The 23,901-nt window shown below is 67.4% G+C and carries 20 protein-coding genes and 1 riboswitch; of the genes, 7 read left to right on the top strand and 13 right to left on the bottom strand.

Annotated features, from left to right (window positions below; translation table 11 throughout):
* The first annotated feature begins 184 nt into the window (after window positions 1-184).
* Window positions 185-2,872: a pyruvate, phosphate dikinase gene (gene ppdK / locus FBZ90_RS19340; RefSeq protein WP_145734630.1), complete on the top strand. Its 2,688-nt coding sequence runs from the start codon at window positions 185-187 to the stop codon at window positions 2,870-2,872.
* Window positions 2,873-3,070: 198 nt separating this feature from the next.
* On the opposite strand, the gene FBZ90_RS19335 is transcribed toward ppdK, so the two are convergent.
* From FBZ90_RS19335 to FBZ90_RS19330, 3 genes are all read right to left on the bottom strand, one after another.
* The gene (locus FBZ90_RS19335) at window positions 3,071-3,856 is read right to left on the bottom strand and encodes a type 2 periplasmic-binding domain-containing protein (protein WP_186455922.1); all 786 of its coding nucleotides are present in this window, start codon (window positions 3,854-3,856) and stop codon (window positions 3,071-3,073) included.
* 139 nt (window positions 3,857-3,995) lie between these two features.
* Complete coding sequence (locus tag FBZ90_RS27930) at window positions 3,996-4,817, bottom strand: type 2 periplasmic-binding domain-containing protein (protein ID WP_186455921.1); 822 nt, start codon at window positions 4,815-4,817, stop codon at window positions 3,996-3,998.
* A 62-nt stretch (window positions 4,818-4,879) separates the two neighbouring features.
* Complete coding sequence (locus tag FBZ90_RS19330; RefSeq protein ID WP_145734628.1) at window positions 4,880-5,368, bottom strand: Lrp/AsnC family transcriptional regulator; 489 nt, start codon at window positions 5,366-5,368, stop codon at window positions 4,880-4,882.
* A gap of 138 nt (window positions 5,369-5,506) precedes the next feature.
* On the opposite strand from FBZ90_RS19330, the gene FBZ90_RS19325 reads away from it, so the two are divergent.
* Together FBZ90_RS19325 and FBZ90_RS19320 are read left to right on the top strand one after the other, a co-directional pair.
* Complete coding sequence (locus tag FBZ90_RS19325) at window positions 5,507-5,866, top strand: hypothetical protein (protein ID WP_145734627.1); 360 nt, start codon at window positions 5,507-5,509, stop codon at window positions 5,864-5,866.
* Entirely contained in the window at window positions 5,863-6,144 is a 282-nt protein-coding gene (locus FBZ90_RS19320) for a hypothetical protein (protein ID WP_145734626.1), read from the top strand. The genes FBZ90_RS19325 and FBZ90_RS19320 overlap by 4 nt, the downstream gene beginning before the upstream one ends.
* A 49-nt stretch (window positions 6,145-6,193) precedes the next feature.
* On the opposite strand, the gene pnuC is transcribed toward FBZ90_RS19320, so the two are convergent.
* Genes pnuC through FBZ90_RS19305 form a run of 3 tightly spaced genes read right to left on the bottom strand, consistent with a single transcriptional unit; the run spans window position 6,194 to window position 10,239 of the window.
* On the bottom strand, window positions 6,194-6,769 hold the full coding sequence (gene pnuC, locus FBZ90_RS19315; protein ID WP_145734625.1) for a nicotinamide riboside transporter PnuC: 576 nt from the start codon (window positions 6,767-6,769) through the stop codon (window positions 6,194-6,196).
* Window positions 6,770-6,822: 53 nt separating this feature from the next.
* The gene (locus FBZ90_RS19310; protein WP_145734624.1) at window positions 6,823-8,022 is read right to left on the bottom strand and encodes a phosphotransferase enzyme family protein; all 1,200 of its coding nucleotides are present in this window, start codon (window positions 8,020-8,022) and stop codon (window positions 6,823-6,825) included.
* A gap of 33 nt (window positions 8,023-8,055) precedes the next feature.
* Complete coding sequence (locus FBZ90_RS19305) at window positions 8,056-10,239, bottom strand: TonB-dependent siderophore receptor (RefSeq protein WP_145734623.1); 2,184 nt, start codon at window positions 10,237-10,239, stop codon at window positions 8,056-8,058.
* A gap of 239 nt (window positions 10,240-10,478) precedes the next feature.
* On the opposite strand from FBZ90_RS19305, the gene FBZ90_RS19300 reads away from it, so the two are divergent.
* On the top strand, window positions 10,479-12,800 hold the full coding sequence (locus FBZ90_RS19300; protein WP_145734622.1) for a TonB-dependent hemoglobin/transferrin/lactoferrin family receptor: 2,322 nt from the start codon (window positions 10,479-10,481) through the stop codon (window positions 12,798-12,800).
* Between the two features lie 129 nt (window positions 12,801-12,929).
* Window positions 12,930-13,946, top strand: a complete 1,017-nt coding sequence (locus FBZ90_RS19295; RefSeq protein ID WP_145734621.1) for a DUF6607 family protein — start codon at window positions 12,930-12,932, stop codon at window positions 13,944-13,946.
* A gap of 72 nt (window positions 13,947-14,018) precedes the next feature.
* Here the strand turns inward: FBZ90_RS19295 and FBZ90_RS19290 are convergent, their stop codons facing one another.
* From FBZ90_RS19290 to FBZ90_RS19265, 6 genes are all read right to left on the bottom strand, one after another.
* On the bottom strand, window positions 14,019-14,381 hold the full coding sequence (locus FBZ90_RS19290; RefSeq protein WP_145734620.1) for a DUF1304 domain-containing protein: 363 nt from the start codon (window positions 14,379-14,381) through the stop codon (window positions 14,019-14,021).
* Window positions 14,382-14,521: 140 nt separating this feature from the next.
* Window positions 14,522-16,987: a TonB-dependent receptor plug domain-containing protein gene (locus tag FBZ90_RS19285; RefSeq protein ID WP_246130530.1), complete on the bottom strand. Its 2,466-nt coding sequence runs from the start codon at window positions 16,985-16,987 to the stop codon at window positions 14,522-14,524.
* Between the two features lie 286 nt (window positions 16,988-17,273).
* The gene (locus FBZ90_RS19280) at window positions 17,274-17,672 is read right to left on the bottom strand and encodes a c-type cytochrome (protein WP_145734619.1); all 399 of its coding nucleotides are present in this window, start codon (window positions 17,670-17,672) and stop codon (window positions 17,274-17,276) included.
* Between the two features lie 10 nt (window positions 17,673-17,682).
* Window positions 17,683-19,284: a flavin monoamine oxidase family protein gene (locus tag FBZ90_RS19275; protein ID WP_246130529.1), complete on the bottom strand. Its 1,602-nt coding sequence runs from the start codon at window positions 19,282-19,284 to the stop codon at window positions 17,683-17,685.
* 95 nt (window positions 19,285-19,379) lie between these two features.
* On the bottom strand, window positions 19,380-19,943 hold the full coding sequence (locus FBZ90_RS19270; protein ID WP_246130527.1) for a RidA family protein: 564 nt from the start codon (window positions 19,941-19,943) through the stop codon (window positions 19,380-19,382).
* 226 nt (window positions 19,944-20,169) lie between these two features.
* Window positions 20,170-20,370, bottom strand: coding sequence for a hypothetical protein (locus tag FBZ90_RS19265; protein WP_145734618.1), 201 nt, complete (start codon window positions 20,368-20,370; stop codon window positions 20,170-20,172).
* A gap of 378 nt (window positions 20,371-20,748) precedes the next feature.
* Between FBZ90_RS19265 and FBZ90_RS19260 the strand changes: the two genes are divergently transcribed.
* Together FBZ90_RS19260 and FBZ90_RS19255 are read left to right on the top strand one after the other, a co-directional pair.
* Complete coding sequence (locus FBZ90_RS19260; RefSeq protein WP_145734617.1) at window positions 20,749-22,026, top strand: MFS transporter; 1,278 nt, start codon at window positions 20,749-20,751, stop codon at window positions 22,024-22,026.
* A gap of 19 nt (window positions 22,027-22,045) precedes the next feature.
* Window positions 22,046-22,148: riboswitch (ZMP/ZTP riboswitch) on the top strand.
* A 23-nt stretch (window positions 22,149-22,171) separates the two neighbouring features.
* Window positions 22,172-22,846 carry a LysE family translocator gene (locus tag FBZ90_RS19255; protein ID WP_145734616.1) on the top strand — a complete coding sequence of 225 codons (675 nt, stop codon included), beginning with the start codon at window positions 22,172-22,174 and terminating at the stop codon, window positions 22,844-22,846.
* Between the two features lie 39 nt (window positions 22,847-22,885).
* On the opposite strand, the gene FBZ90_RS19250 is transcribed toward FBZ90_RS19255, so the two are convergent.
* Window positions 22,886-23,629, bottom strand: a complete 744-nt coding sequence (locus tag FBZ90_RS19250; RefSeq protein WP_145734615.1) for an acetoacetate decarboxylase — start codon at window positions 23,627-23,629, stop codon at window positions 22,886-22,888.
* Window positions 23,630-23,901: the final 272 nt, after the last annotated feature.

Below are 23,901 nucleotides of genomic sequence, written 5' to 3'. Positions count from 1 at the left end.
TGGCCCTTCCGCTGGCCGGGATTGTTTGCAAGGCTTTGATATCAGTACGCGTGACCAAAACGGGGCCGGTCTTGGCCGGACCCCGAAAAAACATAAATCGCAGTGAAAACTTCGGGGAAACTGGCGAGCGGCGGCCCAACAGACAACCGGCCGCGGCCCCGCCGAACGCATCGGGTGAGGAACCATGAGCAGCGTGTCCAAGTGGGTGTACAGCTTCGGTGACGGCAAGGCCGAGGGCCGGGCCGAGATGAAGAACCTTCTGGGTGGCAAGGGTGCCAACCTGGCGGAGATGAGCAATCTGGGATTGCCCGTGCCGCCCGGCTTCACCATCACCACCGAGGTTTGCACTTGGTTCTATGACAACGGCCGCCAGTACCCGGCCGAGTTGAAGGACCAGGTTGCCGCCGGGTTGACGGCGGTGGAGGGCATCATCGGCGCCACCTTCGGCGACGCGGACAACCCGCTGCTGGTCTCCGTCCGCTCCGGCGCCCGCGCTTCCATGCCCGGCATGATGGACACGGTGCTGAACCTGGGCCTGAACGACATCACCGTCCGCGGCTTGGCCAAGCGGTCGGGCGATGAGCGTTTCGCCTATGACAGCTACCGCCGCTTCATCCAGATGTACGGCAACGTCGTGCTGGACGTGGACCATCACCATTTCGAGGAGATCCTGGACAGCCACAAGCGTGACCGGGGCCTCAGCTACGACACCGATCTGGAGGCCAGCGACTGGCAGGCGGTGATCGAGGGCTACAAGGACGTGGTGCAGGAGGCCCTGGGCCGCCCCTTCCCCCAGGATGTGCAGGAACAGCTGTGGGGCGCCATCGGCGCCGTGTTCGGCAGCTGGATGAACCAGCGCGCCATCACCTATCGCAAGCTGCATGAGATTCCGGCCAGCTGGGGCACGGCGGTGAACGTCCAGGCCATGGTGTTCGGCAACATGGGCAACGACTGCGCCACCGGCGTCGCCTTCACCCGCAACCCGTCCACGGGTGAGAACGCCTTCTACGGCGAGTACCTTATCAACGCCCAGGGCGAGGACGTGGTGGCCGGCATCCGCACGCCGCAGCACCTGACCATCGCCGGCCGCCAGGCCAACGGGTCCGACCTGCCGGCCATGGAAGAGAGCATGCCGGAGGTGTTCCAGCAGCTGGACGCCGTGCGCCTGAAGCTGGAGCGGCACTACCGCGACATGCAGGACATCGAGTTCACGGTGCAGCAGAAGAAGCTGTACATGCTGCAGACCCGCAACGGGAAGCGCACCACCGCCGCCGCGCTGAAGATCGCCGTGGACATGGCGCAGGAAGGGCTAATCGACGAGGCCGAGGCCGTGCGCCGCATCGAGCCCAAGTCCCTGGACCAGCTGCTGCACCCCACCCTGGACCCCAAGGCCGAGCGCAAGATTATCGCCAAGGGCCTGCCCGCCAGCCCGGGGGCGGCCTGCGGCAAGGTGGTGTTCTCGGCCGACGAGGCGGAGCGCCTGTCCCAGATGGGCGACGCCGTCATCCTCTGCCGCGTGGAAACCAGCCCGGAGGACATCCACGGCATGCACGCCGCCGCCGGCATCCTGACCACCCGCGGCGGCATGACCAGCCACGCCGCCGTGGTGGCGCGCGGCATGGGCCGGTCCTGCGTGTCGGGTGCCGGTGAGCTGCGCATCGACTACAAGACCGGCGTCATGACCGTGCGCGGCGAGAAGATCGCCGCCGGCGACATCATCACCATCGACGGCTCGACCGGCGAGGTCATGCTGGGCCATGTGCCCACCATCCAGCCGGAACTGTCCGGCGACTTCGCCACCCTGATGGGCTGGGCCGATCGCTTCCGCCGCATGAAGGTGCGCACCAACGCGGAAACCCCGCTGGATGCCCGCACGGCGGTGAAGTTCGGGGCGGAAGGCATTGGCCTCTGCCGTACCGAACACATGTTTTTCGATACCGAGCGCATCATCGCCGTGCGCGAGATGATCGTGGCGGAGACGGAGGCCGGCCGCCGCGCTGCCCTGGCCAAGATCGCCCCGATGCAGCGCCAGGATTTCGTGGAGCTGTTCCGCATCATGGCCGGCCTGCCGGTCACCATCCGTCTGCTCGATCCGCCGCTGCACGAGTTCCTGCCCAACAGCGAGGAGGAGATGGACGAGGTGGCCAAGGCCGCCGGCACAGACATCCAGCGGGTGCGCCACCGCGCCCTGCAGCTGCACGAGGCCAACCCCATGCTGGGCCATCGCGGCTGCCGCCTGGGCATCTCCTACCCAGAAATCTATGAGATGCAGGCCCGCGCCATCTTCGAGGCGGCGGTCGAGGTGGGCAAGGCCGGCCAGACCGTGATCCCTGAGATCATGATCCCGCTGGTCGGCACCAAGAAGGAACTGGACATCCTGAAGGCCGTGATCGACCGGGTGGCGGGCGAGGTGAAGCAGTCATCCGGCGTGCAGATCGACTATCTGGTCGGTACCATGATCGAGCTGCCGCGCGCGGCCTTGCGGGCGGCGGAGATCGCCCAGTCGGCGGAGTTCTTCAGCTTCGGCACCAACGACCTGACGCAGACCACCTTCGGCATCAGCCGCGACGACGCTGCCAGCTTCCTGCCCGACTATCAGCGGGCTGGCATCTTCGAACACGATCCTTTCGTGACCCTGGACACCGAAGGCGTGGGCGAGCTGGTGTCCATCGCCGCCGAACGCGGCCGCAAGACCCGCCCGGACATTAAGCTGGGCATCTGCGGTGAGCACGGCGGCGACCCGGCGTCGGTCTATTTCTGTGAGAAGGTGGGGCTCAGCTACGTTTCCTGCTCCCCCTACCGCGTGCCCATCGCCCGCCTGGCGGCGGCGCAGGCGGCCCTGATGGGCGACCGGCCGGCCAGCGAGGCGTAAATCCCTGAGGCGTAAATCCCCCAGGGCGTAAATCCCGCAGGGGGTGATCAACGGGTAACGGGGCCGGGAGGGCGACTTCCCGGCCCCTCTCTTGTCCGGTTGTCCTCAGTCCGGGCGGCTTCCCGCTCGTAGCGTTGGAAATTATAGCCGCTGGTGACCAGGATGTGGGCCAGCTGGCCGGCTCACCAGCTGGCCGGCTCAGCTGTCGCTGTCCACCTTGTGGAAATATGGGCGGGCGATGGCGTCCAGCCGGCCTTCGCGGTACAGCGCCTCGGCCGCCTCGCGCAGGGCGGCGGTTTCCAGCGCGTCTTGGGTATTGGGGGCGCAGGCCAGCCAAGCCTCCATGGTGGTGATCTCCAGCCGGTCCCCCAGCTGGTCGCTCAGTCCATCCTCCCGCGCCACCACGTCGATGACCGAGGCGATGCCCAGCATGGCGTCCACCCGCCCCCGGGCCACCATGCGCAGGCCATTCACCATGGACGGCACCGCCTGCACCGACAGCCCGTAGTGCTGTATAAGGGGGGTCAGCACCTGGATACCGGCGGCACTGACCGCCACCACACCCAACCGGCGCAAATCGTCCGGCGCCGCCAACGGCACGCCCCGGCGGGCTATCGCCACCACGGCCGCGCGCATGGTCAGAGCCAGGGGCGCGATGGCCCGGTGACGCGCCTCAAGGGGAAGCGCGATAATGCCGTAGGTCTTGGGGCCGCCGCTGCCCTGGTCCCGCAGCAGTTCGGTATAGAGGCGGACGGCCGGTAGCAGTTCGATGGTGCCGCGGACGCCAGCCCGGTCCAAGATGGACTGTGCCTGTTCCACCATGACCCCCGTGGGCAGCCCTTGGGCGTTCCACGCGCCCAATACCGGCAATTCGGGCACCAGCAGGCGGATCGGTCCCGTTGGGGCCTGCGCTTGGGCGCGCGCCTTGGTGCTGGCGGTCACAGCCAGCAGCGCGAACAGCAGGGCGCGGCGATCTAGTGTCATGGGACAGGCAGGCCTGGAAACGGTGACGTCATCGGTCAGGTGGGCGACCGTCCCCGTCTGGACTACCCCAATTCGACGCGCAATTGACCTTATTGCGAGCGGTCGCGTTGGTGCCAGGGCACGCCCGCTGACCGGTTGTTCAGCTGCCGCTGTCCGCCTTATGGAAATGCTGGCGGGCGATGGCCTCCAGCCGGCCTTCGCGGTACAGCGCCTCGGCCGCCTCGCGCAGGGCGGCGGTTTCGGGCGCGGTCCGTGCGGTGGGGGCGCAGGCCAGCCAGGCGTCCATGGTGGTGATCTCCAGCCGGTCCCCCAACTGGTCGGCCAGGCCATCCTCCCGCGCCACCATGTCGATGGCGGCGGCGATGCCCAGGATGGCGTTCACCCGTCCATGGGCCAGCATGCGCAGACCGTTCACGACGGAGGGCACCGTCTGCACGGCCAGGCCGTACTGCTGGATGACGGGGGTCAACGCCTGGGTGCCCGAGGCGCTGACCGCGACCGGCCCCACCTGGCGCAGATCCTCCAGGGTGGCCAGCGGCACGCCCCGGCGGGCGGCCGCCACCAGGCGCGCGGACATGGTCAGGGCCAAGGGCACGATGGCCTGATAGGGCGCGCGGATGGGCAGGGCGATCATGCCGTAGGTTTTGGGGCCGCTCGTTTCCGCCGGCGCCCCTGCCGGCGTCACCTCCGCCCGCGCCAGCTCGGCGTACAGGCGCACAGCCGGCACCAGTTCAATGGTGGCGGGAATACCGGCGCGGTCCAGGATGGCCCGGGCCTGGTCCACCACCAGCCCGGTGGGGTGTCCTTGCGGATCACGCTCCCCCAAAACCGGCAGTTCCGGCACCAGCATGCGGATGCGTGTCGATGGCGCCCGCGTCACCTCCTGGGCCGGAGCGACGCGCATCCCGCCGGCGCTGAAGGCCAGCAGCAGGGACAGGACGGTGCGGCGGTGCAGGGGCATGGTTGGCGGCCGGCCGGTAGCAAGAGCGTTCCCGCTTAGGTGGGAAACATTGGGCCTCTAAACTACCCTAAATCCGCGCGTAGCTGACCCAACGGCAACGCGGTCGTTTCCTTGACGGTCGACACTGCCATCATCGAATTGATTTCCCGCACGCCCGGCAACTGCGACAGCTTCTTGAAGAACAGGGCCTCATAGGCCTCGACATCCTTGGCGACGATGCGCAGCAGGAAATCCACCTGGCCCATCAGCACGAAGCATTCCAGCACCTCTGGAATGTCGGCGATGGCGCGGCGGAAGGCATCCAGGCTGTCGCCGGCGTGCGCCTCCAGCTTCACATGGGCGAAGACCAGGAAGTTCAGGCCCAGCTCCCGCCGGTCCAGCAGGGCCACCCGCTGCCGGATCAGGCCGGTTTCCTCCAGCCGCTGGATGCGGCGCCAGCAGGGGGATTGCGACAGCCCCACCTTGTCCCCCACGTCCGCGGCCGACGCGGCGCCGTCCTGTTGCAGCACGTCCAGGATTTTCCAATCCAGCCCATCCAGCTTATGCCGCATGACTCATTTCCTAAATAGTAGCTTCAAACATGACTCATGCGGAGAATGGCAAAATTACACCGTCTTCGCAAAGACTATGCGCGCGATGATCGCTATTGTTGCTCTCATCGGAACACGATTTGTTGAAGAGCCGCCGCCATGCCCCCCTTGGATTGTTCCCCCGCCGATTACGCCGTCCTGCATCCCACCCTGACGCTGGTGCGCAGTGGCGAAGGCTTCGTCGCCCTGGCCGTCAACCGTGCCGGTCCGTTGGACGTGACCCTGGACTGGAGCCGCCTGGACCCGGTGGAGAACACGGACGGCCTGGACGCCGCCATCGACTACGCCCTGTCGGTCGCCCGCCATCGCGGTGAGGCCGACCGGCGGGCCGGCCGGCCCTGGGCTACGGCCCACGCCGTCGTCGTCGGGCATGAGGGTGAGGCGGCTGAGGCTGCCGTGCGCCGGGCCGTCGCCGTGGCCGCCGTGCCGGTGGCCGGCCTGCCGGAGACCCGGGTATGACCGCGGCGCCGGCCGCCGCGCCCCTGAACTCCAGCCCCGTCATGCTTTCGGTGGCGGCCGACGCCAGCCCCGGCCTGCTGTCCCGCCTGATGGGCACGCTGGCCCGGCTGGACATCGTGCCTCTGCACGTCTACGCCCGCCGCCGCGCCGACGTTCCGGGTGAGGACATGCTGGAGGTGGACATCCAGCTGCCTGACACGGCATCGGCCTACAGCGACCGGGTGGCGGCCCTGTTCCGCAACGTGGTGGGCGTGCATCAAGTCGCTGGTTCGGTCTAAGGAAAAAATTAGGACGCGACCGCGTCCACCCGGCAATTGAGGGAACAGCTTAAAGCGGCTGCACGGCCGGTGCTTCGGTGCCGGCCCGCCAGCTGCGCAGACCCAGGATGGCCAGCACGATGAAAGCGGCGTAGAGGCCGGCGGTCAGGTACAGGTCCTTGACCAGGTACAGGGCGACATAGACCACGTCGACCGCGATCCACAGCCACCAATTCTCGATATGCTTGCGGGCGGTCCAATACTGGGCCACCAGGCTGAAGCCGGCCAGGGTGGCGTCCAGATAAGGCAGGGAGGCATCGGTCCAACGGGCCATGGCCAGGCCCCAGGCAGCGCTGGCGACGGCGCCGGCGGCCAGGGCCAGGATGGCGTTCCGGGTGGACAGCGGCCGCACCACCACCTGCCCCTCATCGCGCACGCCCCGGCGCCAGCAGACCCAGCCATAGACGAGGAAGGCGCCGAACACCGCCTGCAGCAGCATGTCGGAATAGAGCTTGGCCTCCAGGAAGACCACGCCGTAGAGCGCGACGGACGCCAGCCCTAACGGCCAGCACCACAGGGACCGGCGGGTGGTGGTCCAGACGGCCAGGGCGCTGACGATGACGGCGACGATTTCCAGCGGGGACATGGGGGGCGGCGCCGTTCGTTGTTAGAGGGGGGCGTTGTTACAGGGTTTCGTTGTTACAGGGGCAGGTCGCGGATGAAGGCCAGCAGGGCCTGGCCGTCGGCGCCGTGGAACCAGTCGGCATGGCTCAGGAAATAGCCCTCGTAGGCCAGGCCGGCATTCCCGGCGGACCGCGTGACGCCGTGGAAATAGTCGGTTTCCGCCAGGGCGAATTCCGCATGCACCAGGGGCAGCAGGGCGGCCAACGCCTGGCGCTGCTCGGTGCCGAGGGGGCTGACGGCATGATAGCCGGCCAGCAACGCCGCCACCTGGTCGTGGTGCACCGTGGGGGCCCGCGATTCCGTCAGGGCCAGCCATTCCACGGTGTTGCGCTCGATGGCCGTGGCCAGGTCGTACAACGCGGTGGTGCGGTCGGCCAGCCCGAAATCCAGCACCGCCGCCACCGTCGCCGTGGGGCCGGCCCCCGTCCAGGTGAGGTTGGAGGCGTGCAGGTCGTTGTGCGTCCACAAGGGCGCCAGGTGGCCCAGGTGGGGCCTCAGCCGGTCATGGAAGGGCAGCAGCAGGCGGCGCGTGTCGTCCCGCCAGGGCCGGGTGGACAGATAGTCGGCCAGGGCGGGCCGGGCGGCGACATAGTCCGCCATGGCCGCCAGCGGATCGTCGCCGGCGAACAGGGTGAAGCCCGACACCAGCGGCTGGCCGGCACGATGCGGCCGGTCGAACCCCGCCGCCGCCTGGTGCAGGCGGGCCAGGACCCTGCCCGCCGCCTCGGCGTGGGCGACCTCCTGGAACGGGGTCCAGGATGGCGCCTCCCGATACACATCCAGGCCCGGCGCCAGGCCGTGCACCTCGTAAGTCCACTCGCCCAGGGTCAGGGCGCGGGCGGCGGTGCCGGTGACCAACACCTCGCAGATCCCCACCCCCAAGGCCGCACCGTTGCGGCGCAGGTGATCCATGAAGGCATGCTCGTCTTCCAGCTGGGCGGCGCTGCGCACCCGCGCGTGGTGGCGCTTCACGAACACCGCCGCGCGGCTTCCCCCCACCGTCGCCACCACCGAGGCGGCGGAGAACGGGCGGGGGCTGTGGCTCAGGATGCCGCGCACCGCGCCCGCGTCCGGGTAATGGCGCAGCAGGCCCGCCACCTCCACCACCGTCAGGGGGGGCCAGTCGGGCAGCACCGTATCCACGCCCATGCCGTGGGCAAGGGGAAGGGTGTGGTGCGGGCTTTCTAACCGGGACCGGGCGGGGGAGGCGCTCATGAAAAGGGGCGGACCTTACAGAGACTGTTGGCCTTACAGGGAATACTGGATCGTGAAGCGTGCCGTGCGCGGCGCCCCCAGATGCAGATAGGCGTCGCCGGCGCTTTCGCCAACATCCTTCCAGTAGCGCCGATCCAGCAGGTTGTCGACCGACAGCCGCAGGGTCAGCTTTTCATCCAGCGCGCTGGGGGCGTAGCGCAGGCCGGCGTTGAACAGGTGATAAGCCGGCGCGGTGGCCACGGCGTCGCGCGCCGCCGCCCGCGCGCCCACATACTGCCAGCCGGCCAGCAGGGCCAGGCCGTCCAGGTGGGGCAGGGTGTAATCGGCGTACAGGGCCGTGCGCACGTGGGGCACATTGATGGCCTGGTGGCCGTCATAGGCGGGCGTGCCCGTGCCATAGGCCACGGCGTGCATGAAGGTGGCGCTGGCCGTCAGGCGCAGGGCCTCAGTCACCTGGCCGGCGGCGTTCAGCTCCAGCCCGTCGTGCCGCTCCGTCCCCTGGCGCACATAGGTGAAGCCATAGGCGCTGTCGTCGGGCTTGGCATACTCATAGGCTTTGCTCAGGCGGAAGACGCTGGCGCCCAGCAGCAGGCCGTTCCAGTCGTACTTGGCGCCCACCTCGTCCTGCCAGGACAGCGACGGCGACAGGATCTCGCTGGCGTTGGTGGCCCAGGCCGGCGCCTGCCCGCCCAGCGACAGGCCGCGCGAGTGGCTGGCATACAGGGTCACGGCCGCCAGCGGCTTGTAGACCAGGGCCGCCTGCGGCAGGGGCAGGGTTTCCGCCGTGTTGCGGATGGTGGTGTGGCTGACATCATAGGCGCGTTCGCGCAGGAACACGCCCCGCACGCCGGCGTCCAGCTCCAGCCCCCGGACCAGGGCGCCCAGGTCCACCCTGTCCATGCCGATGAGCGCGTATTGGCGGCTGTCCAGCCGCTGGTAATTGGCCCCCGGGTTGTTGGGGGATCGGTCGAAGGCCAGGGGGGTGGGATTATAGATGTTGTCGCTGCCGACATAGTCATAGACGTAGTCGGTCTGCGTCACTGTGCGGCGGAAGACGCTGGCGCCCAGGGTCAGACTGTGGCCGATGGCGCCGGTCGCCGCCTTGCCCAGCAGCAGGGCCTGGGCCTGGTCATCCTCCCGCGCGTCGTTCGGGCTGCGGTAGTCGTAGACGTCGAAGTCGCCGTTGGGCGCGAAGTAGTAACCGGGGGATTCGCCGGCGGCGCAGCTGGGGACGTTGTAGCAGCCATAGGCGAAGGCCACGTTGTCGTCGATGACCGTGCGGCTATGGCCGGCCGAAACCGCCAGGCGCCAATCGTCGCTGAACCGATGCTCATACTGGCCGGACAGGTTCAGGGCGTTGATGGTCACCGGCTTGGTCCAGGACTGCGCGCCCAGCATCCGCTCCGGCGACACGGTGTCCAGCGCCGGCAGGGCGGTGCCGCCCAGCAGTTGGTAGCCGGAGACGGAGTGCTGCACCCGGCGTTGGTATTCCAGGTCCAGATTGAAGGTATCGTTCTCCGTCGCGCGCCAATCGCCGGCGATGGAGCCGAAGTTGCGGTAGCCGTCGGCATGGTCGACGTAACTGGCGATGTCCTCATGCGCCGCATTCAGGCGCAAACCGTACTGCTTGCGCTCGCCAAAGACGGAACCGACGTCCACCGCACTGTAGAAACCGCCCCGGTTGTCGGTGCCCAGGGTCAGGCTGCGTACATCCGCCGGCCGCTTGGTGACGTAATCGACCAGGCCGCCCGGAGCCACCACGCCGGCATCCACCCCGGCCAGGCCCTTCAGGAACTCCACCCGCTGCTTGTTCTCCAGCGCCACCGGCTGTTCCCCGGCGATGGTCAGGCCGTTGATCTGCAGGCCGGTGGCCAGATCCAGCGGGAAGCCGCGGATGGCGATGTCTTCGTAATAGCCCTCCGGCGCGTAGTTCTCACCGATGGAGGCGTCGTTGCGGATCAGATCGCTCAGACGTCGGGCCTGCTGGTCGTCCATCAGGTCCCGGGTGACGACGCTGACCGACGCTGGGGTGTCCAGCACCGTGCCGGCGGCACCGAACTGGGTGTCGGTGGCGCGGAAGCCCTGGTCGCGCACGCCGGTGATGATGACGGTGGCCGGCTGGTCGGCCGGTTCGGCCTGCGCGGCCCCACCCACCACCAGGGCGATCGCCGCCACGGAGTGCATAAGGCGGTGGGGGCGGCGGAGGAAAATCGTCACGGGGCAGTCATCCTGAAAGGGGCGGCCCGCCCTGTCCGCCGCGGAAGGGCGGCGTGGGCAAGCCACGAACAGAATTGGGATTGGCGGTTTTTTGGCGGATTCCTGTCGCCGGGTCAAACCTCTGCCTGGTCAGGGCCGGGTTGCGCGCCCGCCAAACCCGTAATTAAGAATGAGATTGATTCTTAATATCATGCGTCATATAGCTGCGGCAGGAACCAACCTCACGGGGGAAAACAAAAATGCAGCGAACGCTGTTGCAGGCGACCGTTCCGCTTTGGCTGTTGGCGGCGCTGGGGGGCGCCACCCTGTCCCACGCCGCGTCGGCGGCGGTGTCCGATGCCGCGTCGTCGGCGGCCCCACCTGACGCGGCGCCCGCGGATGCGGCCGACACCGCGGCGACGATCACCATTACCGCCACGCGCACGGCCAAGGACATCAGTGACGTCCCCGCCAGCGTCAGCGTCATCACCAGCCAGCAGATCGACGACCAACTGGTGACGGACATCAAGGATCTGGTGCGCTACGAACCCGGTGTCTCGGTCCGAAAAAGCCCGGCGCGCTTCACCTTGGCCGGGTCATCCACCGGGCGCGATGGCGACAGCGGTTTCAACATCCGCGGGCTGGAGGGCAATCGCGTCCTGATGCTGACCGACGGCATCCGCGTGCCCGATGCCTACAGCTTCGGCGCCCAGAACATGGGGCGCGGCGATTATGTCGATCTGGGGCTGTTGAAGTCCGTGGAAATCCTGCGCGGCCCCGCATCGGCGCTGTACGGCAGCGACGGCGTGGCCGGCGCCGTCAGCTTCATCACCAAGGATCCGGAAGATTTTCTGACCGCGGGCCCAGATGGGAAAACAAGGGATTGGGCGGCGCAGGGCTCGGTCGGCTACACCTCCGCCGATGGCGCCTGGTCCAAGGGCGCCGTCGCGGCGGGCCGCGTGGGCAAGCTGCAGGCCCTGGTGGCCTATACCCGGCGCGACGGCAACGAGACCGCGACCAACGGCGACAACAACGCCGCCAACACCGACCGCACGACCGCCAACCCGCAGGACCTGCAGTCCAACGCCGTCCTGGCCAAGGTGGTTTATGAGCCATCGGACGCGCACCGCCTGCGCCTGGCCTTCGATCATGATGACAACCACACCAACACCACGGTGTTGAGCGCCATCGCCAAGCCACCGCTGTCCTCCACCAGCGTTCTGGGGCTCATCGCCCGCGACCGCGAGGACCGCAACCGCGTCAGCCTGGACCACCGCTATGATATCGGCGCGGACGTGATCGACAGCCTGCGCTGGACGGCCTACTACCAGGAAACCCATGCCACCCAGTATGGGGCGGAGGATCGCAACACCGCCACCGATCGCACGCGCGACAGCACCTTCGACACGCGGGTCTATGGCTTCGACCTTCAGGCACAGAGCCGGACGCTGGGCCACGACCTGACGCATACCTTCGTGTACGGCGGTGATTATTCGGTCACCCACCAGGAGTCGTTGCGCGACGGCACGGTGCCGTCCGCCGGCGATGCCTTCCCGTCCCGCGCCTATCCCACCACCGACTACACACTGGCGGGCGTTTTCGTGCAGGACGAGATCAACGCCTTCGACCGGCGGCTGACGCTCTATCCCGCCGTCCGGTTCGACTATTACGACCTGTCGCCCAAGAAGGACGACCCGCTGTTCACGGCGCTGACGCCCATTTCCAAGAACGACAGCCATGTCTCACCCAAGCTGGGCATCCTCTACCACGTGCTGCCGGACGTGGGCGTGTTCGTGAACCTGGCGGAAGGCTTCAAGGCGCCGGCACCATCGCAGGTGAACAACGGCTTCGCCAACCCCACGCAGAACTACAAGTCCGTCTCCAACCCCAACCTGAAGGCGGAAACCAGCCAGACCATCGAGGGTGGCTTCAAGTTCAACGGGGGCTGGGGTGAAAAAGCGGCGGGTGCGGGTTCTGGCAATGCCGCGTTGGGCGGCGGCCGCTGGGACGCCAGCGTCACCGGCTATGCCGGCCGCTACCGCGACTTCATCGACCAGGTGCAGGTTGGCGGCACCTTCACCGCCGCCAACCCGGCGATCTACCAGTACGTGAACCTGTCGCGGGTGACCTTGCGCGGGGCGGAGGCCAAGGGCCAGGTCACCCTGAACTCCGGCATCGGGGCGCTGGCCGCCTTTTCCTACACCCAGGGCGACAGCACCTCCGGCGGCGTCACCACGCCGCTGGACAGCGTCGATCCGTGGAAGGTGGTGCTGGGCCTGACCTACCGCGATCCGGCTGGCCGGTACGGCGGTCAGCTGACCATGACCCATTCCGGCGCCAAGGATCGGTCCGACGTCAGCAGCGCCACCTACTTCCTGCCCAAGGCCTTCACCATCCTTGATGCCACGGCCTACTGGACGGTGACGGAGAACGCCAGCCTGCGCGTCGGAATCTTCAACCTTACGGATGAGAAGTACTGGTGGTGGGGTGATGTGCGCGGCCAGTCCGCGACCTCCACCGTGCTGGATGCGTGGACCCAGCCGGGCCGCAACGTCGGCGCCTCGCTGACCCTGAAGCTGTGACCCTGATGCGCTGATCCCGATCCGGCCGGCGGGGGGACGTCCGGCCGGATCCCGGTGGCGGCGGGCCCCGCCCGTGCCCGCCGCCACCCTCCTCCCCGATCGCATGACCTGCCCAAGGAGGGCACCCCGATGACCATGCATGAGACGCTTAAAGCCGGCCGCCGCACTTTCATGACCGGCGCCGCCCTGCTGGGTGTCGCCACCCACCTGCCGCGGGCGGCCCGCGCGGCCGAGGCGGCCACCGCTTCCGTGGGCCCCGCCCCGGAACAGGACAGGCGCGCCATCCTGGGCATGGCCGGCACCTATAAGGTGACCTTCGATTTCCGTGAGACCACATCCTTCCTGCCCGACTACACGCCCATCGCGCCCAAGGTCAGCGGCGGGGATGAGGTGGTGCGGGTGGTGGAGGACGGCGGCTCCGTCATTCGCCTGCAGCACATCCTGGTGGTGGACGGTGAGGATGGCCTGCCCGTGGTGGTCAAGCATTGGCGGCAGGATTGGACCTACCAGCCGGCCGCCGTGCTGACCTACCAGGGCACGGGCCACTGGTCGCTGACCCCGGTGGACGGGGCGGTGGCCAAGGGGGCTTGGTCCCAGACCGTGTGGCAGACGGACGATTCCCCGCGCTATGGCGGGGTGGGCCGCTGGCGCCACGATGCCGGCGTCTCGCGCTGGACCAGTGACGAGACGTGGCGCCCCCTGGCCCGCCGCGACGCCACCCGCCATCCGCCCTATGACCGCTACAGCGGCACCAACCGCCACGCGCTGACGCCCGCCGGCTGGGTGCATGAGCAGGACAACGCCAAGCTGGGGCTCCGCGAGGGGGCCCTGGTGACCTTCGTGCATGAAACGGTGATCAACACCTACAGCCGGTCCAACGCCTTCCCCGTCGCCGCGGCGGATGAATACTGGACCAAGACCATGACCTACTGGGCGGCCGTTCGCGCCGCCTGGGACCAGGTCATCGCCCGGCACCAGGGCGTCAGCGTGGCGGAAGAGGCCAACAACGGCTCCGTTACCGGCAAGGCGCTGATGGGCCTGGCCGACAGCATCGCCAAGGGGGACAAGGGCGTTCCGGATGCCATCGCTGAGGCCCGCCGCGTCATCGCCGACGCGACGCAGGGCTCCGCGAAGTCCGGCGCCTGACGTCCCCCCGGGCCGGCGCCCCCCTCCACCCGCCCGTACCAAGGGGGGGGGGCGCCGGTCTTTTTTTTGAGTTCACGCCAGCCACAGCGCGGCCAAGGCCACCGCTGCCGGCAGGGCCTGGATCACCAGGATGCGGCGGCTGACGGACCAGGCGCCGTAAGCGCCGGCCACGATCACGCACAGCAGGAAGAAGGTCTTGATGTGCAGGGCCGCCGACGGGTCCGGATAGACCAGGCCCCACAACAGACCCGCCGACAGGAAACCATTGTACAGGCCTTGGTTGGCGGCCAGCACGGCCGTCTGTGCGGCCCTTTCCGGAGAGTTGCGGAAGGCCCGCAGGCCCGCGGGCTTGGTCCACAGGACCATTTCCAGCACCAGAATCCAGGCGTGCAACAGGGCCACGAGGGCCACCAGGATGTTCGCGATCATGCTCATGAAAAGGGCGTTCCCCATTTTTGCGTTGTTATGGCTGCCACTATGACGGGAAAGACCGCGTTCGCCCAAAGAAAAAGCCGCCCGGTTTCCCGGACGGCCTTCCCTTGCGCCCAGTTGGGCGATCAAAACTTGGCGGGCGATCAGAACTTATACGCCAGGCGGAAATAATACATGCCGCCATCATAGCCGAAGGGCGAGGTATCGGGGTACTGGTCGCCGTAGTTCAGGCGACCGGCGCTGCGGTTCTTCTGCGGATAGGTGTCGAACAGGTTCTGCGCGCCGACGGTGGCGGTCAGGTCCTCGGTCACCTTGTAGGCGATTTCCGCGTCGAAGATCCAATTGGGGTCGTAGTGCTGGCCGGCGCTGGAGTTGTCCTGCCAGGCGCCGTAATAGCTGCCGCGATACATGAAGTTGAACGCGCCGATATCATAGGTGGCGGTCAGGTTCACGCGATAGTGCGGCAGGCCGTTCTCGATGTCCGCCTTGCGGTTGGCATCGATGACGGTGGAGTCGTACTTGGTGACGTCGGTGTGGTTGATGTTCGCCGCCGCCGTCAGGCGCAGTTCGCCGTCATACAGGTCAAAGGTCTTGTTGGCGACGATGTCGACGCCCTGGCTGCGGGTGTCGAAGGCGTTGGCGAAGTAGTTGACGTTGCCCAGGGTGTTGGCGCCCACCACGCCCAGCGCCGCCAGCTTGACCTGGTCAGCGGCGGACACGGTGAAGTCGCTGGTGATGCCGATGCGGTCCTCGACCTTGATGTTGTAATAGTCGACGGTCAGGTTGACCCCGCCCGGCAGGTCGAAGACCAGGCCGCCAGCGATGTTGAACGAGGTTTCCGGCTTCAGCGTCTTGGCGCCGTAATATTGGGCGACCGCGCTGTCCACCGGGAAGGTGCCCAGCACGATGGGTTCCGGGCTGCCCGCCTTGAAGGTGGTCTGCGTGCTGCTGATGTGCGACTGGCCCGGCGTCGGCGCACGGAAGCCGGTGTTGACGGACGAGCGGATGGCCAGCCAGTTGGTCAGCTGATAGCGGCCGAAGACCTTCCAGTTGGTGGTGTCGCCGAAATCGTCGAAGTCTTCATACCGCACGGCCACGCCGGCGCTCAGGTCCTTGATGATGTCGGCTTCCGCGTCGGCGTAGAAGGCGTAGTTGCCGCGTGGATACTGGCCGGCGTCGCTGGCGGTGAAGCCGGGATAGCCGTTGGACCCAATGGGCATGCCGTAGGTGTAGTACTTGCCCGCCTGGTATGAGGCCACATCACCCGACTTGATGGTGTAGGTTTCGCGCCGGTATTCGCCGCCGCCCGCCAGGGTCAACGGGCTGGCCAGCCAGCTGAGGTTCACGGGATAGGTCAGGTCCAGGTTCAGGTTGGTTTCCTCCTGAATCTGGGTGCCGACGTAGAACTGCCGGGGGCTGCTCGGCCCGAGCGAGGGGTTGACGGTGTTGCGGATGCTGTAGCGCAGCTCATCCTTGCCGTAGCTGGCGCTGGCGTCGATCATCAGGCCGTTCTTCAGCGTCGTCTTGTAGCCGCCGGTGATGCTGCTATCCAGGATGTCGCCGTAGAACCAGGGCGTGAAGCCGTTGGGGAAGACGCTGTTCCACTTGAAGGTGGCGCCGCTGTCCAGGGTGATGGGCGTGATCAGCCAGGACACCGTGGTGGGGTTGCGGTAGTTGAAGCTTTCCTTGGCGTAGCTGTGGCCGAAGTTGCCGAACAGATAGACCTTGGAATTGTCGCCCAGGTCGATGCCGCTGTTGACGAACAGGCGCTCCGCCTCCACCGCCGGGTCGCCGAAGCGCTGGGCGGGGTTGGGGATGGTCAGGCCCTGCGCCGCCAGCTTGGCGGCGTCGGGGCGCTGGGTGCCGCGCGACGTCGGATCGTTCTTCACATACTCGGCACTGATGTTGACGAAGCCGCGATCACCCAGGGGCAGGCCGGAATTGGCCTGGATATGGGCGCTGCCGCCGTCGCCGGCATAGGTCTGGCCCCACTGGGCCACCACCGTGCCCTGGTCGGCGCTGTCCTTCAGGGTGAAGTTCATGACGCCGGCGATGGCGTCGGAACCATATTGGGCGGCGGCGCCGTCGCGCAGCACTTCCAGCTGCTTGATGGCGATGGACGGGATCTGCGCCAGGTCGGGGCCCTGCGACCCCTGGGTCAGGCCGTTGGCGCCGATCTGCACCAGGGCGGAGCGATGGAAGCGCTTGCCGTTGATCAGCACCAGGGTTTCATCGGGCGGCAGGCCGCGCAAGGTCGGCGGGCGGACGAAGGTCGACCCGTCGGAGATGGAGAAGCGGGCGACGTTGAAGGACGGCACCAGCTGGCGCAGCAGGTCGTTGGTGTCGCCGCCGGCCTGGCGGGACAGATCCTCCGGCGAGAAGACGTCGATGGGCGACGGCGAGTCCGCGACCGACCGGTCGACGCGGCGGCTGCCGGTCACCACGATTTCCGACAGGCTGTCGGTGTCCGCCGCCGGTGCCGGCGCCGTGGCGGCGCTGGCCGTGCCCATGGCGAGATAGCCCGCCGTGCACAACAGGGCGATGGTCCAGGCTTTGCGCGCACCCATGGCACGCGCACTTATGGCGTTGGTGTTGTTTGTATGCGTCATGTTGGCCCCCTGATCTTTGGATTTTGTTAGATCACGGCGCTTGATGGCGCGATTCCCCGCAATTTTTTCAGAATAAGGCGGCTCATTAGCCCCGTCCGCCTCTTTTCAAAGTCTCAAACAACTGTTCAGCCGCAAGTCAAATCGCCTTTTGAAAAGGCGCCGTGACTTGCCATTGTACTCCTTTCGCTTTCCGCCCCTTGGGTTCCATGCCCGCGCTGGAAGCTTCCCGACTTCCAGCCCGGTCACGATGTCCTTGGGGCCCGTTGAAACCCTGCCGCCGTTCCGCTCAATGCGTGACGGTCGGCGCCTTGTCCTGCGGATGGGCGTTCGTCTTCACGGTGACGACGAAGCCCGCGTTCACGGCCGGCGCGCTGTTGCCCCAGGCCTGCCGGATGTAGCTGATGATGTCGGCCAGTTGATCCTCGCTCAGCAACGCCGCGAAGGTGGGCATGCCGCCCCGTCCCTGCAGCACGGTGCGCACCACCAGTTCGGGATCACCCACGACGAAGGGGTCCCCCGCCAACGCGGGGAAGGCGCCCTTCACCCCGAGGCCCGTCTTCTGGTGACAGGCGGCGCATTTGTGGTTGAACAAATCCTGGCCCTTGGCCACGTCCTGGGCCAGGGCGGGCGCCGTGGTCAGAAAGGTGCCGGTGACCAGGGCGGCGGCAAGAAGGGCTGTACGCATCCTGTCCCCCTCACGCCGCGACGCGCTGATGGATTTGCGCGATCTGGTGCCAGGCGGATTCGATGGCGCCGGCCTGCCAGCCGCCGATGTAGCTGATATGCTCCCCCGCCAGGTAAATGCGGCGGTCGGGCTTGTTCAGCACGGGATAGGCCACCTTCCGCGCCTCCGCACTCCAGTTGCCCCAGCCGCCCAGATTGTACTGGATCAGGTGCCAGGACGCGGAGAACGAGGTTTCGAAGTTCTCCTTGTATTGCGGGAAGATGCGCTGCCCCACGTCGAGCGCGATGGCCGTGCGCTCCGCCGGGGTGTTGCCGCTCATGTCGGTGGCGTCGGCGCCGAACATGTAATAGCCCAGCAGCACGCCCTTGGCCGACTGCCAGCCCGATGACGGCAGGCTGATCAAATTGATGCCGGGCGCATCGGTGTAGACATGGCCGCCATAGATGGCGTCGTCCTCCTCCCAGAACCGGCGCTTCATCTGCAGGCCGATCTTGCACACCGGGTCATAGGACAGCAGGGCCATGGCCTGCTTGTAGGTGTCGGAGAAATCGGCGTCGATGGTGCGCAGCACGCTGACCGGGATGGTGCACAGGCAGTAATCGGCGCTGATGGTGCTGCGCTTGCCAGTCTTGGTGTCGAGATAGTCCACCGTCACGCCGCCGTCGGACTGGCGGATGCGCTCCACCTCCGCGTTGTATTTGATCAGGTGGCCGACATGCTTCTCGAAGCCCTTGGCGATGCGGTCCATGCCGCCAACCGGCTGGAACATGGTGTGCTGCTGGTCGAAGGTGCCGACCGACTGCACCATGCGCCACAGCTTGGACTGCACCAGGTCGGGGAAGGCGTAGGGCGTGCTGGGCACGCCGGGGCCGGGGTCGTCGATACCGGCGCCCGGATTGACCTTGTATCCCCGGCCTTCCGTGCCGCGGTAGCTGAGGTCGTTTTCCAGATAGCCTTCACCGCGCAGGTATTCGACGAACAGTTCCACGTCGTCCTTGGCCAGGCCGGTATCCAGCTTGCCCGAGGTGGCCGCCTTGGCCACCAGTTCCGAGGTATAGCCGCGCATGTCGGCCCGGACCTCGAACTGGCGCACCCGCTTGCCCGCCAGCGGGCCCTTCACGGTGTCGAAGCGGGCGTAGCTGGCGTCATTCTCGTTGACCAGGACCTCCAGCGGGATGCCGAAGGTCTTGGTGTAATGAAGGGTGGAGCGGTGGCAGAACGGGATGCGCCAGGGGCCGTGGTTCAGGTACTGCCCCTCATCGAACTTGCACTCCTGTTCCTCCCCGCCCAGCTCCGTCAACTTGAAGCCCTTGCGCGCCGTCTGGCAGCGGCCGCCGCCGAAGGCGCGGGCCTCCAGGATGGTGACTTGGTAGCCCAGCTTGGACATCTCATAAGCCGCGGTCATGCCGGCGACGCCGGCCCCCAGGATCAGCAGCTTGTGTCCCGCACCGGACCCGCGCAGGGCGGGCGGCGCGCTGGTCATGGAGGCGATGCCGGCGCCCCAGGCGTTCAAGGCGGTCATCACCATGGCGCTGCCGCCCAGCAGCGCCGCCTTTTCCAGGAAATGGCGCCGTGTCACCCCGGCGCCGGGCAGTTCGGTCATGGCAGGCATAAGCACCTTCCTCGTCTGCGTCGAAGCGATCGTTTGGAAAACGATCGTCTGGCCGTTCCGTCACCCGGCGGTGGCCTGGTGGCGGACGCCCCGGCTCAGGGAGCGCGGGCGGCGATCACCTCGATCTCGACCAACAGGCCGGGGGAGGCGAGGCCCGCCACCTGCAGGGTGCTGCGGGCGGGCTTGTTCGGCTGGTCGGCGGTGCCGAAGAACTGGGTGTAGCCGGACATCATGCCGGCGAAGTCCATCTTGCCGTCATGGGCCGGATCGCCCACCAGATAGACGTGCATCATGACCACGTCGCCCATGGTCAGCTTCTGGGCGGCCAGCGCCTCCTTGATCTTGTTCAGGACGCTGACGGTCTGGGTGGCGGTGTCGCCATACGCCTCGATGCTGCCCTTGGGCGCGTTCGGGTCGGCGACCGACGGCGTCATGCCGCTGAGATACACGACATCCGATCCCGCCGGGACGGACACGGCGGCGGAGATGGGGAAGCTGCCCGCATCGGTGCGGGTGATGGGCTGCTTGGCCGTGGCCGTCCCGCTGGACGAGATGACGCCGGCCTCGGTGATGATGGCGGCCAGCACGGCCGTCAGGGCCAGGGCGCCCAGGAAACGGGCCATGCGGCGCTCGGCGCGCTGCGGAGGATTCGTGGTCAAGGCAAGGCTCTCCTGTTCCGTTATTTTTTGTGGTCCTGCATCCGCCCGCCCCAAGGGTGACGGGGGCGCGGCGTCGTCTTCGACTTTCGTCTCCGGCCCGCCGGGTCGGACCCGGCGGGCGGAGTGGGGTAATCGGCGGCGGCCGGGTGCGATGCACCAATCAATGACCGCCGGTGACGGGTCGCGCTGCCGGGTCAGCGCCGCGCTCGGCTCCCGGGGCGTTGCCTCATGCTGGGGTTGAAGGGTAATGGAGGGTGCGGAAATTCATATGGTCGCCCTGATGGGTGGCCATATTGAAGGAATATTTATGTGTTCTTGAAATAACGAGAGCTGGAATCATCCAGAGTGCCGTGAAAATGTGCCGGTCATCAGCGCCCGGCATCCGGCTTATGGCTTTGACAATGATGGTGACGGCCCGTTTCGTCATTCGTCTCTGTCAATTCATGGGTTGGGAAAAATAAGTTATTCGCTCTCTTTACTCGACCCATCTGCCAAAACAGTACCTCCCGACGCCCGATTAAGGGCGTGGGACCGCTTTCACTCTATCTTGGGGTGTCAGCAATAACCGGGCCAGTTGCTTCGCTGCTGCGATATAAGCATTTCGGCTGCGCGCAGGGTGGGATCAGCGCCCAGTGATTGGGCAGTTCTGGAGTGTTACAGGCATGTTGCCGCAAAGCTGTGCAGCTTTTGGGCGGATAAGCGCCCCGATGCGGCCGCTGTGGGGTTCGCCACTGCGCGGATCGTCCGCTTGCTGTAAGCAGGGGCCCGCGCCCGTCCTTCCGGTCCTCAGCCTAAAGCCCCACCCATGCGCCTGTTGAAACCTTTGACGCACGGCCCCATCGCCCGTCTATGGGGCGCATTGTCGCTCTCGGCCGTGGGCGACCAACTGCACCAGATGGCCCTGGTCTGGCTGGCCGTGGGCCTGGTGGGGGCGGACACTGGTTATGTCGCGGCGGCCGACACGCTGGCGCTCATGACCGTGGCCCTGCTGGCCGGCGCCTGGGTCGGGCGATGGGATCATGGCAGCGTCATGATGGCGGCCGACCTGGCGCGGGCCGGGCTGGCGGCGGTGCCGGTGCTGGCGGCTGTGAGCGGCCATCTGACGCTGTGGACCCTGGTGGTGCCGTCGGTGGCGCTGTCCGCCCTGGCCGGCCTGTTCGATCCCGCGCTTCAGGCGTCGCTGCCCCGGCTGGCGGGCGACCGCAGCCTGCTGGCAGCCACCAATGCCCTGTTCGACGGCACGCTGCGCCTGGCCCGGCTGGTGGGGCCCACACTGGCGGGGGCCTTGGCGACGCTGATGCCGCCGGTGGCCCTGATGGGAGTGAACGGCATCAGCTTCCTGGCTTCCGCCGTCGCGGTATTCAGCGTGCGGCCCCACCTCGCCGATCCGCCCGCATCGGAACCGCCGCCCCCCACCCGAGCTGCGGACGGATTGTCCGCCCGGCTGTTGGCGGGCTGGCGCCTGGTGCGGCGCGAACCGCCCTTCACCTACCTGCTCTGGCGCAACGGGCTGACCGGCGGGCTGTGGACCCTGACCATCTGGCTGTCGCTGCCGCTGCTGGTGCGGCAGCAGGGCGTGGAAGGCTTCGGCCTCAGCGGCCTGTCGGCGCTGGCCCTGCTGTTCTCCGCCTACGGCGCCGGCAATCTGGTCAGCAACCTGGTGGTGGGCAGCCTGCCACCGGGCGGCATGCTCGCGCGGCGGCCACTAATCCTCGTGATGGCTGGCGATATGTTGGTCGGGGGCGGCTTCGTCGTGCTGTCGCTGGCCTCGCTGCTGCCGGCCCCCTGGACGTTGCCGGCCATGGCGATCGCGGCCATGGGGACCGCCACCGGCGGCCCGCTGTCGCAGATTCCGGTGACCACGCTGCGGCAGACGCGGTTCACCGGCGGGGAAATCGCGGCCGTCTTCCGCCTGTTCCTGGTGCTGGACTGCCTGGGGACGCTGGTGGCCATGATGGCGGCGCCCACGCTGCTGACCCTGCTGCCCACGCCCCTGGTCATGGCCTCCTGCGGGCTTGCCATCCTGGCCATGGCCGGCATCTTCGGCCGGCGGGCGGGTCGGCAAGGCGCGGTTGCGGGCTGAGCCCGCGGCGGTTACGCTCCTTCATCCGCGTGACTGGCGCAGGCCCCGGGACGACGGGGTCAAAGATGGGGCACCATCGGGAAGCGCGGGGGCATGCCGTGCCGCGCGCCTGGGCCATCCACCGTCGCAACGGAAGGGACGCCCCATGCTTGCCAGCCTGATCCCTATTCTTGTCGCCTTGTTGCTGGGGGCCATGTCCCCCGGACCCAGCTTCGTGCTGGTCACCCGCACCGCCGTCGGCCAATCCCGCCGCAACGGCTTGGCCGCCGCCGCCGGCATGGGCGTGGGTGGCACCCTCTTCGGCACCCTGGCCTTGCTGGGCCTGACCGCGCTGCTGACCCAGGTGGTCTGGTTGAACATGGTCTTGCGCCTGGCGGGTGGCCTCTACCTTCTCTATCTCGCCCTGCGCATGTGGCAGGGGGCCGGCACGCCCCTTGCTACGCCCTTGGCCATGACTGATGGCGCGCCGGCGGGCGGTCAGGTGCCGTCGCTGGGCCGCGCCTTCATCGTGGCGCTGGCGACCCAGCTCAGCAATCCCAAGACCGCCATCGCCTATGCCAGCATTTTCGCGGCTTTGCTGCCCGCCCCGTCCCAGGTCGGGGAACCGTCGCGCCACCTGCTGCTGGTCCTCCCGCCCATGATCTTCCTGATCGAGGCCGGCTGGTACAGCGTGGTGGCCCTGGCCTTTTCCTTGGAGGCGCCGCGCCGCGGCTATCTCAAGGCCAAGGGCGGCATCGACCGGGTGACCGGCACCGTCATGGGCGCCCTGGGCCTGCGCCTCATGGTGGATGCCGTCCGCGACGCCGTCTCAGCCCGTTGAGCGGGGGAAAGGTGGGCGCGGATGCGCCCACCAGCCGTATCAAGCCAGATAATCGTGCAGCACCCGCCCGAACGGCAGGGTGAAGTCCACCACCTGGTGCCGCCCGCCGACGATGCGGCGGACCGGCAGGTCGGCGACGCGGCAATTCACATGCGGCGTCAGGTGCAGGCGGGCGGGGCCGTCCCAGGCGCCATGCACATGGATGTCGGTCAGGTTGTAGCCCACCAGCTGGGCCACCTTGGGCCCGCCATCCACATCTGGGATGAACTTCAGGTTCACGTTCAGCTTGCCGATGCCCTTGGCCACCTCATCCAGGCGGTCGGCCAGGCTGTGGTGCTTATAGGTCATGGTGCCCATGGCCACCCGTTCCTCATCATAGTGCAGGGTGCCGGTCAGGGTGTCCTTCTGCACCTTGAGGCGCGGGACGCCGTATTTCTTGGGGAAGCCCCAGATCTCCCGGCCGGCGGTGATGGGCGGCTCGTCATCCAGGTACATCTGGACCGAGAAGTTGCACGGCTCCCCGTTCCACTGAGCGACGATGCCGGTGCCGCTTTCCTCGTAATCGCCGAAGCCGGAGCTGTCGGGCATCTTCATCCACTCATAAAAGCAAAGGTTGCCCGGCGCCGGTTCCAACGGTTCGGGCAGGGCCCGGCGGATGGCCTCTGGATCGCTCTCATAGGTGATGATCAGGTATTCCCGGCGCATGAAACGGTAGGGCCCCCGCGGATAGCTGGGGCTGAACAGCGGCATGGAACTGGCGGAGAGGATCTCGTCACGATTCATGTCGGCACGACTCCCGGGGTTGGGGCAAAAAAGGGAGATGGGGTGCCGGGACCGGTCGACGGGGCGGGTGGACTGACGTGGCATGGACCGATACCCGGGCGGAGCGAACCCAGGATGACGGACGCATCCCGGGAAAACCATTCCCCGCCCGAGTAATCTTTGTTGCGTTGCACCTAACAGGATGCGGAAAAACCCTTTCGTCTGAGTTCCTGTCGTGATTCGCTTCCTCATGACGATGAGGAGGATGGGATGCGTGGCGGAGACATTCGGAC

It is taken from the genome of Nitrospirillum pindoramense, from assembly GCF_007827955.1.
GTDB classification, from domain to species: domain Bacteria; phylum Pseudomonadota; class Alphaproteobacteria; order Azospirillales; family Azospirillaceae; genus Nitrospirillum; species Nitrospirillum amazonense_B.
This window is presented reverse-complemented; position numbering and strand designations above follow the sequence as displayed.

Bases quoted from the DNA above. Each gene is read 5' to 3' on its own strand.
- FBZ90_RS19300 (WP_145734622.1), top strand. From the start codon at position 10,479: ATGCAGCGAACGCTGTTGCAGGCGACCGTTCCGCTTTGGCTGTTGGCG.
- FBZ90_RS19250 (WP_145734615.1), bottom strand. From the start codon at position 23,629: ATGAATCGTGACGAGATCCTCTCCGCCAGTTCCATGCCGCTGTTCAGC.
- FBZ90_RS19260 (WP_145734617.1), top strand. From the start codon at position 20,749: ATGCGCCTGTTGAAACCTTTGACGCACGGCCCCATCGCCCGTCTATGG.
- FBZ90_RS19280 (WP_145734619.1), bottom strand. From the start codon at position 17,672: ATGCGTACAGCCCTTCTTGCCGCCGCCCTGGTCACCGGCACCTTTCTG.
- FBZ90_RS19295 (WP_145734621.1), top strand. From the start codon at position 12,930: ATGACCATGCATGAGACGCTTAAAGCCGGCCGCCGCACTTTCATGACC.
- FBZ90_RS19325 (WP_145734627.1), top strand. From the start codon at position 5,507: ATGCCCCCCTTGGATTGTTCCCCCGCCGATTACGCCGTCCTGCATCCC.
- FBZ90_RS19335 (WP_186455922.1), bottom strand. From the start codon at position 3,856: ATGACACTAGATCGCCGCGCCCTGCTGTTCGCGCTGCTGGCTGTGACC.
- FBZ90_RS19290 (WP_145734620.1), bottom strand. From the start codon at position 14,381: ATGAGCATGATCGCGAACATCCTGGTGGCCCTCGTGGCCCTGTTGCAC.
- ppdK (WP_145734630.1), top strand. From the start codon at position 185: ATGAGCAGCGTGTCCAAGTGGGTGTACAGCTTCGGTGACGGCAAGGCC.
- FBZ90_RS19330 (WP_145734628.1), bottom strand. From the start codon at position 5,368: ATGCGGCATAAGCTGGATGGGCTGGATTGGAAAATCCTGGACGTGCTG.
- FBZ90_RS19285 (WP_246130530.1), bottom strand. From the start codon at position 16,987: ATGACGCATACAAACAACACCAACGCCATAAGTGCGCGTGCCATGGGT.
- FBZ90_RS19255 (WP_145734616.1), top strand. From the start codon at position 22,172: ATGCTTGCCAGCCTGATCCCTATTCTTGTCGCCTTGTTGCTGGGGGCC.
- FBZ90_RS19310 (WP_145734624.1), bottom strand. From the start codon at position 8,022: ATGAGCGCCTCCCCCGCCCGGTCCCGGTTAGAAAGCCCGCACCACACC.
- FBZ90_RS19320 (WP_145734626.1), top strand. From the start codon at position 5,863: ATGACCGCGGCGCCGGCCGCCGCGCCCCTGAACTCCAGCCCCGTCATG.
- FBZ90_RS19265 (WP_145734618.1), bottom strand. From the start codon at position 20,370: ATGACGAAACGGGCCGTCACCATCATTGTCAAAGCCATAAGCCGGATG.
- FBZ90_RS27930 (WP_186455921.1), bottom strand. From the start codon at position 4,817: ATGCCCCTGCACCGCCGCACCGTCCTGTCCCTGCTGCTGGCCTTCAGC.
- pnuC (WP_145734625.1), bottom strand. From the start codon at position 6,769: ATGTCCCCGCTGGAAATCGTCGCCGTCATCGTCAGCGCCCTGGCCGTC.
- FBZ90_RS19275 (WP_246130529.1), bottom strand. From the start codon at position 19,284: ATGCCTGCCATGACCGAACTGCCCGGCGCCGGGGTGACACGGCGCCAT.